The 16,643-nt window shown below is 64.4% G+C and carries 18 protein-coding genes; 13 read left to right on the top strand and 5 right to left on the bottom strand.

The window, feature by feature from the left end; all coding sequences use genetic code 11:
* Positions 1-196 precede the first annotated feature (196 nt).
* Positions 197-829, bottom strand: coding sequence for a LysE family translocator (locus AC1RCO_RS30880; RefSeq protein ID WP_015634690.1), 633 nt, complete (start codon positions 827-829; stop codon positions 197-199).
* 41 nt (positions 830-870) lie between these two features.
* Positions 871-1,497 (bottom strand): alanyl-tRNA editing protein, encoded by a 627-nt coding sequence (locus tag AC1RCO_RS30875; RefSeq protein WP_072451646.1) that lies wholly within the window; start codon positions 1,495-1,497, stop codon positions 871-873.
* Positions 1,498-1,586: 89 nt separating this feature from the next.
* Between AC1RCO_RS30875 and AC1RCO_RS30870 the strand changes: the two genes are divergently transcribed.
* The gene (locus AC1RCO_RS30870; protein ID WP_011060091.1) at positions 1,587-2,540 is read left to right on the top strand and encodes a LysR family transcriptional regulator; all 954 of its coding nucleotides are present in this window, start codon (positions 1,587-1,589) and stop codon (positions 2,538-2,540) included.
* 106 nt (positions 2,541-2,646) lie between these two features.
* Here the strand turns inward: AC1RCO_RS30870 and AC1RCO_RS30865 are convergent, their stop codons facing one another.
* Entirely contained in the window at positions 2,647-3,054 is a 408-nt protein-coding gene (locus tag AC1RCO_RS30865; protein ID WP_011060092.1) for a PA2817 family protein, read from the bottom strand.
* Between the two features lie 86 nt (positions 3,055-3,140).
* A complete protein-coding gene (locus tag AC1RCO_RS30860; protein WP_183000740.1) occupies positions 3,141-5,588 on the bottom strand; it encodes an acyl-CoA dehydrogenase in 2,448 nt (815 codons plus the stop codon).
* A 214-nt stretch (positions 5,589-5,802) separates the two neighbouring features.
* On the opposite strand from AC1RCO_RS30860, the gene AC1RCO_RS30855 reads away from it, so the two are divergent.
* The 4 genes from AC1RCO_RS30855 to AC1RCO_RS30840 all read left to right on the top strand — a co-directional run bounded on the left by AC1RCO_RS30855 (position 5,803) and on the right by AC1RCO_RS30840 (position 8,969).
* The gene (locus AC1RCO_RS30855; RefSeq protein ID WP_169893290.1) at positions 5,803-6,462 is read left to right on the top strand and encodes a transglutaminase-like domain-containing protein; all 660 of its coding nucleotides are present in this window, start codon (positions 5,803-5,805) and stop codon (positions 6,460-6,462) included.
* A 42-nt stretch (positions 6,463-6,504) separates the two neighbouring features.
* Entirely contained in the window at positions 6,505-7,128 is a 624-nt protein-coding gene (locus AC1RCO_RS30850; protein ID WP_011060095.1) for a glutathione S-transferase family protein, read from the top strand.
* A 132-nt stretch (positions 7,129-7,260) separates the two neighbouring features.
* Positions 7,261-8,193 (top strand): ABC transporter ATP-binding protein, encoded by a 933-nt coding sequence (locus AC1RCO_RS30845; RefSeq protein WP_011060096.1) that lies wholly within the window; start codon positions 7,261-7,263, stop codon positions 8,191-8,193.
* Positions 8,190-8,969 carry an ABC transporter permease gene (locus AC1RCO_RS30840; RefSeq protein ID WP_011060097.1) on the top strand — a complete coding sequence of 260 codons (780 nt, stop codon included), beginning with the start codon at positions 8,190-8,192 and terminating at the stop codon, positions 8,967-8,969. Before AC1RCO_RS30845 ends, AC1RCO_RS30840 begins: the two co-directional genes overlap by 4 nt.
* A gap of 53 nt (positions 8,970-9,022) precedes the next feature.
* On the opposite strand, the gene AC1RCO_RS30835 is transcribed toward AC1RCO_RS30840, so the two are convergent.
* Positions 9,023-9,538 carry a DUF2062 domain-containing protein gene (locus AC1RCO_RS30835; protein WP_015634695.1) on the bottom strand — a complete coding sequence of 172 codons (516 nt, stop codon included), beginning with the start codon at positions 9,536-9,538 and terminating at the stop codon, positions 9,023-9,025.
* Positions 9,539-9,677: 139 nt separating this feature from the next.
* On the opposite strand from AC1RCO_RS30835, the gene AC1RCO_RS30830 reads away from it, so the two are divergent.
* The 8 genes from AC1RCO_RS30830 (at position 9,678) to murB (ending at position 16,533) form a co-directional block, all read left to right on the top strand.
* Entirely contained in the window at positions 9,678-11,909 is a 2,232-nt protein-coding gene (locus AC1RCO_RS30830; RefSeq protein WP_492618372.1) for a DNA internalization-related competence protein ComEC/Rec2, read from the top strand.
* Between the two features lie 102 nt (positions 11,910-12,011).
* Positions 12,012-12,647 carry a MotA/TolQ/ExbB proton channel family protein gene (locus tag AC1RCO_RS30825; protein ID WP_011060100.1) on the top strand — a complete coding sequence of 212 codons (636 nt, stop codon included), beginning with the start codon at positions 12,012-12,014 and terminating at the stop codon, positions 12,645-12,647.
* The gene (locus tag AC1RCO_RS30820; protein WP_011060101.1) at positions 12,644-13,072 is read left to right on the top strand and encodes an ExbD/TolR family protein; all 429 of its coding nucleotides are present in this window, start codon (positions 12,644-12,646) and stop codon (positions 13,070-13,072) included. Before AC1RCO_RS30825 ends, AC1RCO_RS30820 begins: the two co-directional genes overlap by 4 nt.
* On the top strand, positions 13,072-14,082 hold the full coding sequence (gene lpxK, locus AC1RCO_RS30815; RefSeq protein WP_492618371.1) for a tetraacyldisaccharide 4'-kinase: 1,011 nt from the start codon (positions 13,072-13,074) through the stop codon (positions 14,080-14,082). The genes AC1RCO_RS30820 and lpxK overlap by 1 nt, the downstream gene beginning before the upstream one ends.
* A 24-nt stretch (positions 14,083-14,106) precedes the next feature.
* Positions 14,107-14,292 (top strand): Trm112 family protein, encoded by a 186-nt coding sequence (locus tag AC1RCO_RS30810; protein ID WP_011060103.1) that lies wholly within the window; start codon positions 14,107-14,109, stop codon positions 14,290-14,292.
* Positions 14,289-15,053 carry a 3-deoxy-manno-octulosonate cytidylyltransferase gene (gene kdsB, locus AC1RCO_RS30805; RefSeq protein WP_011060104.1) on the top strand — a complete coding sequence of 255 codons (765 nt, stop codon included), beginning with the start codon at positions 14,289-14,291 and terminating at the stop codon, positions 15,051-15,053. Before AC1RCO_RS30810 ends, kdsB begins: the two co-directional genes overlap by 4 nt.
* Positions 15,053-15,517 (top strand): low molecular weight protein-tyrosine-phosphatase, encoded by a 465-nt coding sequence (locus AC1RCO_RS30800; protein ID WP_492618370.1) that lies wholly within the window; start codon positions 15,053-15,055, stop codon positions 15,515-15,517. The genes kdsB and AC1RCO_RS30800 overlap by 1 nt, the downstream gene beginning before the upstream one ends.
* Positions 15,514-16,533 carry a UDP-N-acetylmuramate dehydrogenase gene (gene murB, locus AC1RCO_RS30795; protein ID WP_492618369.1) on the top strand — a complete coding sequence of 340 codons (1,020 nt, stop codon included), beginning with the start codon at positions 15,514-15,516 and terminating at the stop codon, positions 16,531-16,533. Before AC1RCO_RS30800 ends, murB begins: the two co-directional genes overlap by 4 nt.
* Positions 16,534-16,643: the final 110 nt, after the last annotated feature.

Here is a 16,643-nt window from a genome sequence, read left to right as displayed (position 1 = left end):
CGGGAATAGCTCAGTTGGTAGAGCACGACCTTGCCAAGGTCGGGGTCGCGAGTTCGAGTCTCGTTTCCCGCTCCAAATTCACAAGAACGCCGCTCATTGAGCGGCGTTTTTGTTTGCCTGCGATTCAACACTGCAGCCAGTGCCCAGAAAAAAGGCCCGCCAGTACACCTGTGCGGGCCTTTGTCGTTTGCCTTGTCTACAGCGACAGCAGCAACCGCCCGGCGAACAGCAGCAGGATCAGCCCCATGCAGCGCTCGAACCAGTGCCCCAGGCGCATGAACAGCAAGCGCACCCGAGAGCTGGAGAAGAACAGCGCGACGATCACGAACCACAGCGCATTCACCAGGCACATCCAGGCGCCATATAGGGCCTGGATGCTCAGTGGGGTGGTGGCGCTGACCAGGGTGGTGAAGATCGCCAGGAAAAACAGGGTCGCCTTGGGGTTGGTGGCATTGGTCAGAAACCCCGTGGTAAAGGCTCGCAGCAAGGTCTGTTGGGGCTCATCGGTGGGCGCCTCGCCGGGAAGGCTGGTCTTGGCCTTGCTGCGCAGCAGGCTGATACCCAAGTACAGAATGTAGGCGCCGCCCAGCAGCTTGGCCGCGCTCAGCAACCAGGGCGTAGCGTGCATCAGGGCGCCCACCCCCAGCAGGGTGTAGAGCACGTGCACCGAGATGCCGGCGCCGATGCCCAGGGCGGTACAGACCCCGGTCATGCGGCCAAAGCGCACGCTCTGGCGGATGGTCACGGCAAAATCCGGCCCGGGAGCGACCACCGCGAGAAAGTGAACCAGGGCCAGGGCGAGGAACTCGCCAAGATAGTTGGACAGCATGCGGACTCCGCAAAGCAGGATGATTGAGTGGCAGGCCGTTTTCAGTCGAGGCTGTAGCTGACCGAAAGGGTGCCTTTCTTGAGTGAGACCGCGGTGATGAGCACCGCGCCCAGTTGCTGCAGGTGGCTGACGTGGGTGCCGCCGCAACCATAGGCCGGCAGTTGGCCAAAGCTGATCTGGCGCGAACCGTCCGCCATTGTGCTATGCCGTTCCAGGTCGGCCTCTATCCACAGCGCAATCGCGTCCTGCACGCTGGCGCCGTCGATCTCCCGGGGCTGCTCTGCCGGTTTGAACGACACCCGGCCTTCACCTGGCCAGTGATGGGCCTTGATCGGTATCCAGCCCTGGCTTTGCACGAAGTGGCCGATCAGGTGCCCGGCGGAGTGCATGCGGCTGTTGAACAGGCGCGCGGCCTCATCGACCCGGGCCTCGAAAATGCCCGGCTCCAGCGGCTGGTCCAGGTAATGCACGATCTGCTCGCCTTCCTGGGCCACCCGCAGAACGGCGGCCTGGCCGATCCAGCCGGTATCGCTGGGCTGGCCGCCACCCTGGGGGTGGAAGGGCGTGGCGTTGAGGGTGACCGCGAATTGCTGTTCGTGGGGGATGCAGCTCAGGACCTCGACGGAGGTCAGTAACTGGTCATTGTCGTAATACAGGCGCCGCGTCATTTCTCTAACCCTGGAATTCAGTGTTTTTTTATTATGCTGCCTGGGCGATTGCGTGATAATCCGTTCGAAACTCAATGGACTATTGCGTCATGAGCATAAATCTACCCCTGCCTTTGCTGGCAGAAATGGCCATTTTCGTCAGGGTCGTGGAGACCGGCAGCTTCTCCGAGGCGGCACGCCAGCTGGGCTCCTCGCCTTCGGCGGTCAGCCGCAGCATCTCGCGCCTGGAAAAGGCCCTGGCCACCCGGTTGTTGCAGCGCACCACACGCAAGTTGCGCTTGAGCGACGGTGGCGAAGAGGTGTTCAAGCGTTGCAGTGAAATGGTCAGTGCGGCCCGTTCGGTGATGGAGGTCAGCGGCCAGTTCACCCACGAAGCCGAAGGCGTGGTGCGGGTCAGCGTGCCCAAGGCGGTGGGGCGTTTCGTGGTGCACCCGCACATGCCGGAGTTTCTGCGGCGCTATCCCCAGGTCGATGTGGAACTGCTGCATGAGGACCGCGATGTCGACCTGATCGACGACAACGTCGACCTGGCGATCCGCATCACCGATCGCCCGCCGCCCGGGTTGATCGGTCGCCAGCTGTTGCGCATCGATCACCTGCTCTGCGCCACCCCGCAGTACCTGGCCGAGCACGGTACGCCGGCCCATCCCCAGGACCTGCGCCAGCACAGTTGCATCTACCTGGGCGAGACCCCCAGCGATGCGCGCTGGAAGTTCACCCAGGGCAGCAAGGCGGTCACGGTGGGGGTGCGCGGGCGCTATGCGGCCAACCACACCGGGGTGCGCCTGGATGCGGTGCTGCAACACCTGGGGATCGGCAGCCTGCCGTACTTCACCGCGCGCCATGCCCTGGAGCAGGGGCTGATCGTCCAGGTGCTGCCGGAGTGGACCTTCCTGGCCTCCTACCACGGCGGTGCCTGGCTGCTGCATTCACCGACCCGTTACCTGCCGCCCAAGTTGCGGGTTTTCATCGACTACCTGGTGGAGTGCCTGGCCAAGGAGCCGACCCTCAACCGCCCGGGCAAAGCGGAACGCCCGCTGTAGGAGCTGGCTTGCCAGCGAATTCTCTGACAGGCCGGCGCTAAAAGGCGCCCATGAAAAAGGCCCGCCGGGCGAACCGTGCGGGCCTTGGCTGCGCCGGGTGCAGTGATCAGTGCTTGCTGTCCTGGGCAGAAAGCGCCAGCAGCTGCTTTTCCTGGTTCCAGTCGAAGGGCTCGTCGTTCTGCTCGGCTTCGAAACGGCGCTCTTCCAGGGCCTGGTACAGGTCGATTTCTTCATCGGGCATGTAGTGCAGGCAGTCACCGGCGAAGAACCACAGCAGGTCACGAGGCACCAGGTGGGCGATCTGCGGGTAGCGCTGCATGATCTGGCACAGCAGGTCCTGGCCCAGGTACTGGCTTTCGATCGGGTCGATCGGCAGCGAGGCACGCAGTTCGTCGAAGCGCTCCAGGAACAGCGCGTGGCTTTCCTCGGGCACCTGTTCGGCTTCACCTACGGCGACCAGGATGCTGCGCAGGTGGTCCAGCAGGACGAGATGATCGGCGACGATGTTGGACATGACAGGGTCCTCAAGAGCAAAACGGGCGCGGGAGTATATAGCTCCCGCGCCCGGTTTCATAATCGACCTGCCCCGAAGGCGGCTGTCTAGCGGGTCTTGCCTTCGCTCAGGGTCAGCTCCTCCTTGGCAAAATCATCCACATCGATGACCTTGCGCCGCGCCGCCTCGGCCTCGTGCAGGCTCTGGGCCTCGGCGGCCTGCAGCACGCCGGCTTCCAGCGCCGCGTCGATGGCCGATTCGCCGGCAGCCGGTTTGACCTGGCCGCTTTTCAGCGCTTCGTGGAGCTTCTTGTGCAACGGGTGCACGGCGCTCAGCAGGTTGCTGGCATGTTGCAGGGCGCCCACCGGGTCGTCCTTGGATTGCGGGCGGTAGCAGCCGGCAAGCACCGCTTCCAGGGCCGGATCGCCCTGGGCACGACCGATGATCGCCGCCACTTCGGCATCCAGCTGGTCCGATGGCCCGGTATGGCGACGGCCGAAGGGGAACACCAGCACCCGCAGCAGGCAACCGAACACCCGGTTGGGGAAGTTGCTGAGCAACTCGTCCAGGGCCCGTTCGGAATGCCCGAGGCTCTCTTCCATGGCCCAGGCGAGCAGGGGGCGCAGGTATTCCGGGGAGTCCAGGTCGTGGTAGCGCTTGAGCGCTGCCGACGCCAGGTACAGGTGGCTGAGCACATCCCCCAGGCGGGCGGAAAGGCGCTCGCGGCGTTTGAGTTCGCCCCCCAGCAGCATCATCGAGAAGTCCGCCAGCAGGGCGAAGGCCGCGGCCTGGCGGTTCAGGGCACGGAAGTAGCCCTGGCTGACCTTGTCTCCCGGAACGTGTTCGAAGTGGCCCAGGCCGAGGTTCAGCACCAGGGTGCTGGCGGCGTTGCTCACGGCGAAACCTATGTGCTTGAGCAGCAGGGCGTCGAACTCCTGCAGCGCCTGGTCGTGGTCTTCGCGACCGGCCAGGGCCATTTCCTTGAGCACGAACGGATGGCAGCGGATTGCCCCCTGGCCGAAGATCATCAGGTTGCGCGAAAGGATGTTGGCGCCTTCCACGGTGATGAAGATCGGCGCTCCTTGCCAGCTGCGGCCCAGGTAGTTGTTGGGGCCCATGATGATGCCCTTGCCGCCGTGCACGTCCATGGCGTGGCTGATGCACTCGCGGCCGCGCTCGGTGAGGTGGTACTTGAGGATCGCCGACAGCACCGAGGGTTTTTCCCCCAGGTCCACGGCGTTGGCAGTGAGCATGCGTGCACTGTCCATCAGCCAGGCATTGCCGCCGAGGCGGGCCAGAGCCTCCTGGATGCCCTCGAAGGCGGCGAGGGGCACGTTGAACTGCTCCCGCACCTGGGCGTACTGGCCGGTCACCAGGCTGGTGAATTTGGCGGCGCCGGTGCCCACCGCGGGCAGGGAGATCGAACGGCCCACGGACAGGCAATTCATCAGCATCATCCAGCCCTTGCCGAGCATTTCCTGGCCGCCGATGAGGAAGTCCAGGGGAATGAACACGTCCTTGCCGGAGTTCGGGCCGTTCATGAAGGCCGCGCCCAGGGGCAGGTGGCGGCGGCCGATATCCACCCCGGGGGTGTCGGTGGGGATCAGTGCCAGGCTGATGCCCAGGTCTTCCTGGTCGCCCAGCAGGTGGTCCGGGTCATGGGCCTTGAAGGCCAGGCCCAGCAGGGTGGCCACCGGGCCCAGGGTGATGTAGCGCTTTTCCCAGTTCAGGCGCAGGCCCAGGGTTTCTTCACCCTGCCATTGGCCTTTGCAGATGATCCCGGTGTCGGGCATGGCCCCTGCATCGGAGCCGGCCAGGGGGCCGGTGAGGGCGAAGCAGGGAATGTCGTCGCCCCGGGCCAGCCGCGGCAGGTAGTGATTGCGCTGTTCGTCGGTGCCGTAGTGCAGCAGCAGTTCGGCCGGGCCCAGGGAGTTGGGCACCATCACGGTGGAGGCCAGGTCGCCGCTGCGGGTGGCCAGCTTCATGGCCACCTGGGAGTGGGCGTAGGCCGAGAAGCCCTTGCCGCCGAACTCCTTGGGAATGATCAGGGCAAAGAAACCGTGCTCCTTGATGTGGGCCCAGGCTTCGGCCGGCAGGTCCATGTGCTGGCCGATCTGCCAGTCGCTGACCATGGCGCACAGCTCCTCGGTCGGGCCGTCGATGAACGCCTGCTCTTCTTCGGTCAACTGGGCCTTGGGGTAGGCCAGCAAGGTATTCCAGTCGGGGCGGCCACTGAACAGCTCGCCGTCCCACCAGACGGTGCCGGCATCGATGGCATCGCGCTCGGTCTGGGACATCGGCGGCAGAACCTTCTGGAACCAGCTGAACAGCGGCGCACTGAAATACTTGCGCCGCAGATCGGGCAGCAGCAGAGGGACGGCGACCGCTGCCAGCAGCACCCAGAAAATCAGCAGCAGCCAGCCGGGAGCACGGCTAAAGGCGCCCATGGCCAAGAGGTAGATGGCGACCACGCCGAGGGCGGGCAGGGGGGCGGTACGGCGATGGGCCAGGTAGGCCACTGCGAGCACCAGAACCAGTATCCACAACAACAGCATATTCAATCCTCCGTGAAACCAGGGGTGAAATCACCCTCAGAGCGTAGTCGGCCTTCGACAGCGCGGGTGAGCAGGGCAGTGCGGGTGCAATGCAAGTCTGTATCTTGCGGGCCAGGCCCGGTTGATCGTGGGGGCCATGATCTTTGGCCGATACGTCGTTATCACTGGGGCGGACGCCTCGATAGACTCAGGCTTCCTCTCGGAGGTCATGCCCATGAACGAGTACCTGCGTCCCAGCCGCTTCATCGATAGTGACCACCCGGCGGTGGTGGAGTTCGCCGAAACTCATCGCGGTGCCAGCCGCGATCCCCGACAGCAAGCCGTCAGCCTCTATTACGCGGTGCGCGAGGCCGTACGCTACAACTTCTACAGTTTCAGCCGTGATCCCCAGACCTTGCGCGGCAGCCATGCCCTGGCCACCGGCGAGAGCTATTGCGTGCCCAAGGCCACCTTGCTCGCCGGTTGTGCCCGGCATTGCGGGATACCGGCGCGCATCGGCCTGGCCGATGTGCGCAATCACCTGTCCACACCCAGGCTGCTGGAGCTGCTGCGCAGCGATGTATTCGCCATGCACGGCTACACCGAGTTCTATCTGCAGGGTCGTTGGGTCAAGGCCACGCCGGCGTTCAACCGGCAATTGTGTGAAATGTTCGATGTGGCGCCGCTGGATTTCGACGGCCTGGAGGACAGCGTTTTCCAGCCTTTCAATCGCCAGGGCGAACAGTCGATGGAGTACCTGGTGGACCACGGGCAGTTTGCCGACGTGCCGCAGGAGCTGTTTTTCGGCCACCTGGAAAAATGCTACCCGCACCTGTTCGACGCGCAGCAGCCGCAAGTGCTGGCAGACCTGCGCGGCGATTTGAGTCGCGGCTGATCAGGCGTAGACTGCCCCGGCATTCATTACTGAGGGATGGTCATGCTGAAGATCTGGGGTCGCAAGAACTCGTCGAATGTCAGGAAGGCACTCTGGTGCGCGCAGGAACTGGGGCTCGCCTATGAGTCCCTGGACGCCGGCGGCGCCTTTGGGGTGGTGGACACCCCGGCGTACCGGGCGCTGAACCCCAATGGCCGGATTCCACTGATTGAAGACGGCGACTTCGTGCTCTGGGAGTCCAATACCATCGTGCGCTACCTGGCTGCGCGCTACGCCGCCGATAGCCACTGGTACCCGGCCGACGTGCAACTGCGGGCCAGCGCCGAGAAGTGGATGGACTGGACCACCTCGACCTTCGCTGAACCCTTCCGGCATCTGTTCTGGGGCGTATTGCGCACCCCGGCCGAGCAGCAGGACTGGGCGCAGATCAACGCCGCCAAGGCCACGTGTGCCGAGCTGCTGGCGCGGGTCGATCAGGCCCTGGGCGAGCAGCCTTACCTGTCCGGGCAGGAGATCGGCGTGGGCGACATTCCCCTCGGCAGTTTCATCTACGCTTGGTTCGAGATGCCCATCGAGCGTCCTTCCATGCCCCATCTGCAAGCCTGGTATGAGCGCTTGAAACAGCGCCCGGCCTATCGCCAGGCCGTGATGACCGCGTTGACTTAATACCCACTATCGATACGGGTGACTGTACTTGCACGACGCAGGCACGCAACATGGCGGGCGTCCGGCGTCGTTGCAATCGGCTCGGGCCGCCCTTACTTATAAAATTCCCCCTTCTTGGTGCATGAATCCGATATGAGTTCCGCTCTGTCCATCCGGCAGCTAACCAAAACCTACGGCAACGGTTTCCAGGCCCTGAGTGGTATCGATCTGGATGTCGCCGAAGGTGACTTTTTCGCCCTGCTCGGCCCTAACGGGGCCGGCAAATCCACCACCATCGGCATTCTCTCGACCCTGGTGAACAAGACCAGCGGTACGGTGAGCGTCTTCGGCCACGACCTGGATCGTGAGCCGGCGGCGCTCAAGCGTTGCATCGGCGTGGTGCCGCAGGAATTCAACTTCAACCAGTTCGAGAAAACCTTCGACATCGTCGTGACCCAGGCCGGCTACTACGGCATTCCGGCGAAGATCGCCAAGCAGCGCGCCGAGCAGTACCTGACCCAGCTCGGCCTGTGGGACAAGCGCGATGTGCCTTCGCGTTCCCTGTCCGGTGGCATGAAGCGGCGCCTGATGATCGCCCGCGCGCTGGTGCATGAACCGCGCCTGTTGATCCTTGACGAACCTACCGCCGGGGTCGATATCGAGCTGCGCCGTTCCATGTGGAGCTTTCTTACCGAGCTCAACCAGAAAGGCATCACCATCATCCTCACCACCCACTACCTGGAAGAGGCTGAGCAGCTGTGCCGCAACATCGGCATCATCGACCACGGCACCATTGTCGAGAACACCAGCATGCGCCAGTTGCTCAGCCAGCTGCATGTGGAGACTTTCCTCCTCGACCTGAAGAACGACCTGAGCGTGGCGCCGCAACTGGCCGGCTATCCGACCCGGCTGGTGGACAGCCATACCCTGGAGGTCCAGGTGGACAAGGCCGTGGGCATCACCGCGCTGTTCGGCCAACTGGCCCTGCAGAACATCGAGGTGCTGAGCCTGCGTAACAAAACCAACCGTCTTGAGGAGTTGTTCGTGTCCCTGGTGGAGAAGAATCTGTCGAAGGTGGCGGTATGAGTTCGGAGTTCAAACCCAACCTGGTGGCGCTCAACACCATTGTCTATCGCGAAGTCCGGCGCTTCACCCGGATCTGGCCGCAGACCCTGCTGCCCCCGGCCATCACCATGGTCCTGTACTTCGTCATCTTCGGTAACCTGATCGGCCGGCAGATCGGCGACATGGGTGGTTTCACCTACATGGAGTACATCGTCCCGGGGCTGATCATGATGTCGGTGATCACCAACTCCTACGGCAACGTGGTATCGAGCTTCTTCGGCAGCAAGTTCCAGCGCTCCATCGAGGAGTTGATGGTCTCGCCGTTGTCGCCCCATACCATTCTCATCGGCTACACCTTGGGCGGGGTGCTGCGGGGGCTGATGGTGGGGGTCATCGTGACGCTGCTGTCGCTGTTCTTCACCACGCTGCAGGTGCACCACCTGGGCATCACGGTGCTGGTGGTAGTGTTGACCGCGACCATCTTCTCGCTGCTGGGCTTCATCAACGCAGTCTTTGCACGCAACTTCGACGATATCTCGATCATCCCGACCTTCGTGCTGACGCCCCTGACCTACCTGGGCGGGGTGTTCTACTCGATCAACCTGCTGCCGCCGTTCTGGCAGACGGTGTCCCTGGCCAACCCGGTGCTGCACATGGTCAACGCCTTCCGTTTCGGCATCCTCGGGGTGTCGGACATCAAGATCAGCATCGCCATTACCTTCATGCTGGTGGCCACCCTGGTGCTGTATATCGGTTGCGCACGGCTGCTGGTGAGCGGGCGCGGCATGCGTCAGTAAATGCCTTTAGTGCGTCATGCAAACGGCCTCCCTCGGGAGGCCGTTTTCGTTGGTCATTGCCGTTGCTGCTTGCGCCTGGACCATTGGCGCGCGACCCACCAGCGCCAATAGAGCATGGTCAGGCAATAGGCAGTGGCCCCCAGCACCAGCCCGGCCACCACCGAGCCGAGGAGGAAAGGTTGCCACAGGGTTGCCAGCTGGCTGCTGATCCACTCCCAGGTCAGCTCGTCGGGCAGGGTGCGCGGCGGCACGTTCATCAGCCAGGCCCCCAGTTGGTAGGTGCAGAAGAACACCGGCGGCATGGTGATGGGGTTGGTCAACCAGACCAGGCTGACACTGATGGGCATATTGCCGCGCAGCCAGATGGCCAGTACCGCAGCCAGCAACATCTGCATTGGAATGGGAATAAAGGCGGCGAACAGGCCCACGGCCATGGCCCGGGCCACCGAGTGTCGATTGAGGTGCCAGAGGTTGGCGTCATGCAGCAGGGTGCCGAGAAAGCGTAAGGACTTGTGTTCCCGGATGCTGGTCGGATCTGGCATGTAACGTTTGAATAAGCGCCGGGGCATAAGGCTTCTCGGTCGGGTCAGGCGACGATTATGACCGGATTCTAGTCGGCGAAAATTCAGACATTGTGACAAATGATAAAGCCGCGCTGCCCATCCTCGACTAAGCCAAGAGTATGAACTCCCAAGGAGGGGCGGGCGGATGCGTAGCGCAATGCTGGCGCTGGCTGCGGGGCTGCTGGCGCTGGGTTTCATGCCGGCCTTGCCCCCAGGCTGGCTGCTGCTGTGTATGGCGATACTGGCCTTGATGCTGTTGCCGTTTCGTACACATCCAGTGGCATTTTTCCTGTTCGGTTTCACCTGGGCCTGTGTCTCCGCGCAGTCGGCCCTTGATGATCGCCTGGCGCCGCGCCTGGAGTCACAGACCCGCTGGCTGGAGGGGCGGGTGAGCGGCCTGCCGGAGCAGGCGGGCGGCGTGGTGCGTTTCGAGCTGGAAGATGCCCAGGCCCGCCGTGAGCGGCTGCCCCGGCGCATGCGGCTGGCCTGGCGTGAGGGCCCGGCGCTCAAGAGTGGCGAGCGCTGGCGGCTGGCGGTCAAGCTTCGCCAGCCGATGGGATTGTTGAATCCCCAGGGCTTCGATTACCAGGCCTGGCTGCTGGCGCGCCGTATCGGCGCCACCGGCACGGTCAAGGCCGGGCAGTTGCTGGCACCGGCCCCGAAGGCCTGGCGGCAAGGATTGCGCCAGCGCTTGCTAGAGGTCGAGGCACAGGGGCGCGGTGCGGGGCTGGCGGCGCTGGTGATGGGCGACGGTTCCGGCCTGACGCGGCAAGACTGGCAGCTGTTGCAGGACACCGGCACCGTCCACCTGATGGTGATTTCCGGGCAGCACATCAGCCTGCTGGCTGGGGTGATCTATTTCGCGGTGGCCGGGCTGGCCCGCCATGGTCTCTGGCCCGAGCGCTTGCCGTGGTTGCCCTGGGCCTGTGCCCTGGCCTGGCTCGGCGCCCTGGGCTACGGCCTGCTGGCGGGGTTCGATGTGCCAGTGCAGCGCGCCTGTGTGATGGTCGCCCTGGTACTGCTCTGGCGCATGCGCTTTCGCCATCTGCGGGCCGGCTGGCCCCTGCTGCTGGCGTTGAATGCGGTGTTGCTGGCCGAGCCGCTGGCCAGCTTGCAGGCGGGGTTCTGGCTGTCCTTTGCCGCAGTGGCAATCCTGATCTTGATCTTTGCCGGGCGCCTGGGGGCGTGGAGCTGGTGGCAGGGCTGGACCCGGGCCCAATGGTTGATCGCCATTGGCCTGCTGCCGCCGTTGCTGGCTCTGGGGCTGCCTATCAGCCTCAGCGGGCCGCTGGCCAATTTGCTGGCGGTGCCCTGGATCAGCTTTCTGGTGTTGCCGCCGGCTTTGCTCGGCAGCCTGCTGCTGCCGGTGCCTTATGTGGGTGAGGGCCTGTTGTGGCTGGCCGGTGGATTGCTGGACGGGTTGTTCCGCTTGCTCGGATTGATTGCCGGTGGGTGGCCGGCCTGGGTGCCGCCGCAGATCCCTCTGTGGCTATGGGGCATGAATGCTCTGGGCTGCCTGTTGCTGCTGTTGCCCAGGGGCGTGCCCATGCGGGTTCTGGGTTGGCCGCTGTTGCTCCTGGCGGTCTGGCCACCCCTGGCGCGCGTGCCCGAAGGTGAGGTGGAGGTCTGGCAGCTGGATGTGGGGCAGGGCCTGTCATTCATCCTGCGTACCCGTGATCACGCCCTGCTGTATGACGCTGGCGCGCGGGTCGCCGAGTTCGACCTGGGAGAGCGAGTGGTAGTGCCGACCCTGCACAGGCTCGGCATCCGGCGGCTGGACCTGATGCTGCTCAGCCATGCCGACAACGACCATGCCGGTGGCGCCCAGGCGGTGCAGCGCGCAATGCCCGTGGGCGAGGTCCGCGGTGGCCAGCCCGACGCCTTGCCCGCGGGCCTGCAGGCAAGGCCTTGCGACAGTGGGCTGAGCTGGGTGTGGAATGGCGTGCGCTTTCGCCAGTGGCAATGGGCAGCGGCGACCGACGGCAATCAGGCTTCGTGCGTGCTCCAGGTCGAGGCTGCCGGCGAGCGCCTGCTGCTCACCGGGGACATCGACGCCCGTGCCGAACGAGCCTTGCTCGACAGCCCGCTGGCGGTGCGGACCCACTGGCTGCAGGCACCCCATCACGGCAGCCGCACCTCTTCATCCATGGCCTTGCTGCAACGGCTGGCCCCCGACGCGGTGCTGATTTCCCGTGGGCGGGGCAATGCCTTCGGCCACCCCCATCCTCAAGTGCTGGCACGCTATCGGCGCCTGGACATGGCAATTTATGACAGCGCCGAACAGGGTGCCCTGAGGCTGCAACTGGGGGCCTTCGGGGCGGCGCATGGCCTTCGCGAGCAACGGCGATTCTGGCGTGAGCCGCTCGCAATGCCTTAAATAACCGTGGGTTATTAAAGCCTGTGAGCATGCGACATCACGGTCTTCGGTGCGTCCGGCCCCTATGTTAGAGTGGCGCACTTTTTCGAGGGGGCTGTCACTGTGTGGGAATTGGTCAAATCCGGCGGCTGGATGATGTTGCCGATCATTCTGAGTTCCATTGCTGCCGTGGGCATCATTGCCGAGCGTCTGTGGACCCTGCGGGCCAGCCGTGTCACCCCGCCCCACCTGCTGGGGCAGGTCTGGCGCTGGATCAAGGACAAGCAGCTGAACAAGGAAAAGCTCAAGGAACTGCGCGCCGATTCGCCCCTGGGCGAGATTCTGGCGGCGGGCCTGGCCAACTCCAAGCATGGCCGCGAGATCATGAAGGAATGCATCGAAGAGGCTGCCGCCCGGGTCATCCATGAGCTGGAACGCTACCTCAACGCCCTCGGCACCATTGCCGCCATGGCACCGCTGCTGGGGCTACTGGGCACCGTGCTGGGCATGATCGACATCTTCAGTTCGTTCATGGGCTCGGGCATGACCACCAACGCGCACATCCTCGCAGGCGGTATTTCCAAAGCCCTGATCACCACCGCCGCCGGCCTGATGGTGGGCATTCCCTCGGTGTTCTTCCACCGCTTCCTGCAACGCCGGGTCGATGAACTGGTGGTGGGCATGGAGCAGGAGGCGATCAAGCTGGTGGAAGTGATCCAGGGCGACCGCGATGTCGATCTGGCCGAGGGCAAAGCGTGAAATTCCGTCGCAAGCCCCGGGAAACCGTGGACATCAACCTGGCGTCGTTGATCGACGTGGTGTTCATCCTGCTGCTGTTCTTTGTTGTCACCACCACCTTCACCCGGGAAACCGAGCTGCGGGTCGACCTGCCGGAAGCGGTCAGCGGCTCGCCGGCCGAAGACCAGCAGGTCAAGCAACTGGATATCGCCATCAGCGCCGACGGCGTGTTTTCGGTGAACAACCAGGTCCTGCCCAAAAATGACCTGGAGACCTTGATCGAGGCCCTGCAGAAGGAGTCGGCGGGCGACACCAACCTGCCGCTGTCCATCAGCGCCGACGGCAAGACCCAGCATCAAGCGGTGATCACTGCCATGGATGCAGCCGGCAAGCTCGGTTTCAGCCACCTGCGCATGACCACCGTCGAGGCGGACCCGGCACCCTGATGGCACTTTCCGATCGCCTGCTCAATGCCTGGTACAACGGCCACCCCGCGCTGAAACTGCTGCGCCCCCTGGAATGCCTGTATCGCCGAGTGGTGACGGGCAAGCGCCAGCGCTTTCTTGCCGGTGAGGGGGCGATCTATCAACCACCTGTGCCGCTGATCGTGGTGGGTAACATCACTGTCGGCGGCACCGGCAAGACGCCGTTGATCCTGTGGCTGGTGGAGCACTGCCAGCGCCTCGGGTTGCGGGTCGGGGTGGTCAGCCGCGGCTACGGTGCCAAGCCGGCGCAACTGCCCTGGCGCGTCAGCGCCGAAGATTGCGCCGCGGTGGCCGGTGATGAGCCGCTGCTGATCGTCCAGCGCTGCGGCGTGCCGCTGATGATCGATCCGGATCGCGGCCGCGCGGTACAGGCCCTGCTGGCCGCCGAGCCGCTGGACCTGATCCTCTCCGACGACGGCCTGCAGCACTACCGCCTGGCCCGTGACCTGGAGCTGGTGCTGATCGATGCCGCCCGCGGCCTGGGCAACCGCCGCTGCCTGCCTGCCGGGCCGCTGCGCGAGCCGGCGGAGCGTTTGCAGAGCGTCGACGCGGTGCTCTACAACGGCGCAGTTGATGACCGTGACGACGGGTTCGCCTTTCATCTCAAGCCCTCGGTGCTGGTCAACCTGCGCAGTGGCGAGCGTCGTGCGCTGGAGCATTTCGCCCCCGGCCAGGCGCTGCATGCGGTGGCGGGCATCGGCAATCCCCAGCGTTTCTTCAACACCCTTGAAACGCTACACTGGCGGCCTGTTCCCCATGCATTTGCCGATCACGCTCAATACAGTGCGCAGGCCTTGACCTTCACCCCGTCATTGCCGCTGGTCATGACCGAGAAAGATGCGGTCAAGTGCCGGGCTTTCGCGACAGACGACTGGTGGTACCTGGCGGTCGATGCCCAGCCTTCGCCGGCCTTCGTCGCCTGGTTCGACACCCAGTTGATGCGCCTGCTGCCTGATCGTCTGCTGCCTTAATTCGCTTTTATCCAGGGAATCCTCATGGACACCAAACTGCTCGACATCCTCGCCTGCCCGATCTGCAAAGGCCCCCTCAAACTCAGCGCCGACAAGACCGAGCTGATCAGCAAGGGCGCGGGCCTTGCCTATCCGATTCGCGATGGCATCCCGGTGATGCTGGAAAGCGAGGCGCGCACCCTGACCACCGAAGAGCGCCTGGACAAATGAGCAGCGCCTTCACCGTTGTCATCCCGGCGCGCTACGCCTCCACTCGCCTGCCAGGCAAGCCGCTGCAACTGATCGCCGGCAAGCCGATGATCCAGTGGGTCTGGGAACAGGCGCGCAAGAGCAGCGCCGAGCGAGTCGTGGTGGCCACCGATGATCAGCGCATCGTCGAGGCCTGCCAGGGCTTTGGCGCCGAGGCGCTGCTGACTCGGGAAGATCACAACTCCGGCACCGACCGGCTGGCGGAAGTCGCCGCCCAGCTGGGCCTGGCCGCGGATGCGATCGTGGTCAACGTACAAGGCGACGAGCCGTTGATCCCGCCGTCGGTGATCGATCAGGTAGCGGCCAACCTGGCAGCCCACACCGAAGCGCGCATGGCCACCCTGGCCGAGCCGATCGAGGACGTGCAGACCCTGTTCAACCCCAATGTGGTCAAGGTGGTCAGCGACCTCAACGGCCTGGCCCTGACCTTCAGTCGCGCCACCTTGCCCTGGGCCCGGGATGCCTTTGCCCAGAGTCGTGAGCAACTGCCCGAAGGCGTGCCTTATCGCCGTCACATCGGCATCTATGCCTACCGCGCCGGCTTTCTTCACGACTTCGTCAGTTGGGGCCCGTGCTGGCTGGAAAACACCGAATCCCTGGAGCAACTGCGTGCCCTGTGGCATGGCGTGCGGATCCACGTGGCCGACGCCCTGGAAGCACCGCCTACCGGCGTCGATACCGCCGAAGACCTTGAGCGCGTTCGGCGCCTGCTGGAGGCCTGATGCGGGTTCTGTTCGTCTGCCTGGGCAATATCTGCCGCTCGCCCACCGCCGAAGGCGTGCTGCGCCGCAAGTTACACGAGGCCGGCCTGGGTGACCAGGTGCAGGTCGCCTCTGCGGGCACCAGCGACTGGCACGTCGGCAAGGCCCCGGACAAGCGCAGCCAGCAGGCTGCCTTGCGGCGCGGCTACGACCTGTCGGCACAACGGGCGCAGCAGGTCGGCAGCGCCGATTTCGCTGTCTATGACCTGATCTTCGCCATGGACCAGAGCAACCTGCGCAACCTCAAGGCCCTGCAACCGGCCCGGGGCAAGGCCGAGCTGGACCTGTTCCTGCGTCGCTACGAGGCGGCGCTGGATGAAGTGCCGGATCCGTACTACGACGGCGAGCAGGGTTTCGAGCAGGTGCTGGACCTGATCGAGGATGCCTGCGACCGGCTAGTGGTCGAATTGAAGGGGCGGCTATGACCCTGGACATTCAGGCCGATGTGTCCCTCAAGCCGTTCAACAGCTTCGGGGTCGAGGTCAAGGCGAAGTGGTTTGCCCAGGCCCACAGCGACGACGAGGTACGCGAGGCCCTGGCCTATTGCGCTACCCACCAGTTGCCGCTGCTGGTGATCGGTGGCGGCAGCAACCTGCTGCTGACGGCGGATATCCAGGCCCTGGTGCTGCGCATGGCCACTCGTGGCATTCGCCTGCTCAGCGATGACGGGCAGCGGGTGGTGGTCGAGGCCGAGGCCGGGGAAACCTGGCATCCCTTTGTCCAGTGGACCCTGGAGCAGGGTCTGTCCGGGCTGGAGAACCTGAGCCTGATTCCCGGCACCGTCGGCGCAGCACCGATGCAGAACATCGGCGCCTATGGGGTGGAGATCAAGGACGTGTTCGCCGGCCTGACCGCCCTCGATCGGCAGACCGGCGAGCTGCGGGAATTCGACCTGGCGCAGTGTCAGTTCGCGTACCGCGACAGCCTGTTCAAGCATCAGGCCGGTCGCTGGTTGATCCTGCGGGTGCGCTTTGCCCTGAACCGTGTCGATCACCTGCACCTGGAATACGGTCCGGTGCGCCAGCGCCTGAGCGAGCAGGGCATCGAACGGCCGACGGCCAGCGATGTCAGCCGGGCGATCTGCAGCATCCGCAGCGAGAAGCTCCCGGACCCTGCCGTGCTGGGCAATGCCGGCAGCTTCTTCAAGAACCCGGTGGTGCCGGCGGCACTGGCGGCGCAGATCAAGCAGTCGTATCCGGGGCTGGTGGGTTACCCCCAGGCCGATGGGCAGGTGAAGCTGGCGGCCGGTTGGCTGATCGAACAGGCGGGCTGGAAGGGCTTTCGCGAGGCGGATGCCGGGGTCCATCGCTTGCAATCGCTGGTGCTGGTCAACTATGGCGGCGCCAGCGGCCTGCAGTTGCTGGAACTGGCGCGGCGGATCCAGCGCGATATCGCCGAGCGTTTCAGTGTCGAGCTGGAGATGGAGCCCAACCTCTATTAGCGAGAGCCGGCTTGCGGTGGATAGCAAAAAGCCTTGCCTGGCTGACGTTCGGGCAAGGCTTTTTTGTTAATTGCGGCTTAACTTAGCAGGCTAAGAATCAGCTTTCTGCT

Source organism: Pseudomonas sp. GW823-FHT03E05 (assembly GCF_058796855.1).
Note: the sequence above shows the minus strand (reverse complement) of the source record. Positions and strands in the feature narration are given on the sequence as shown.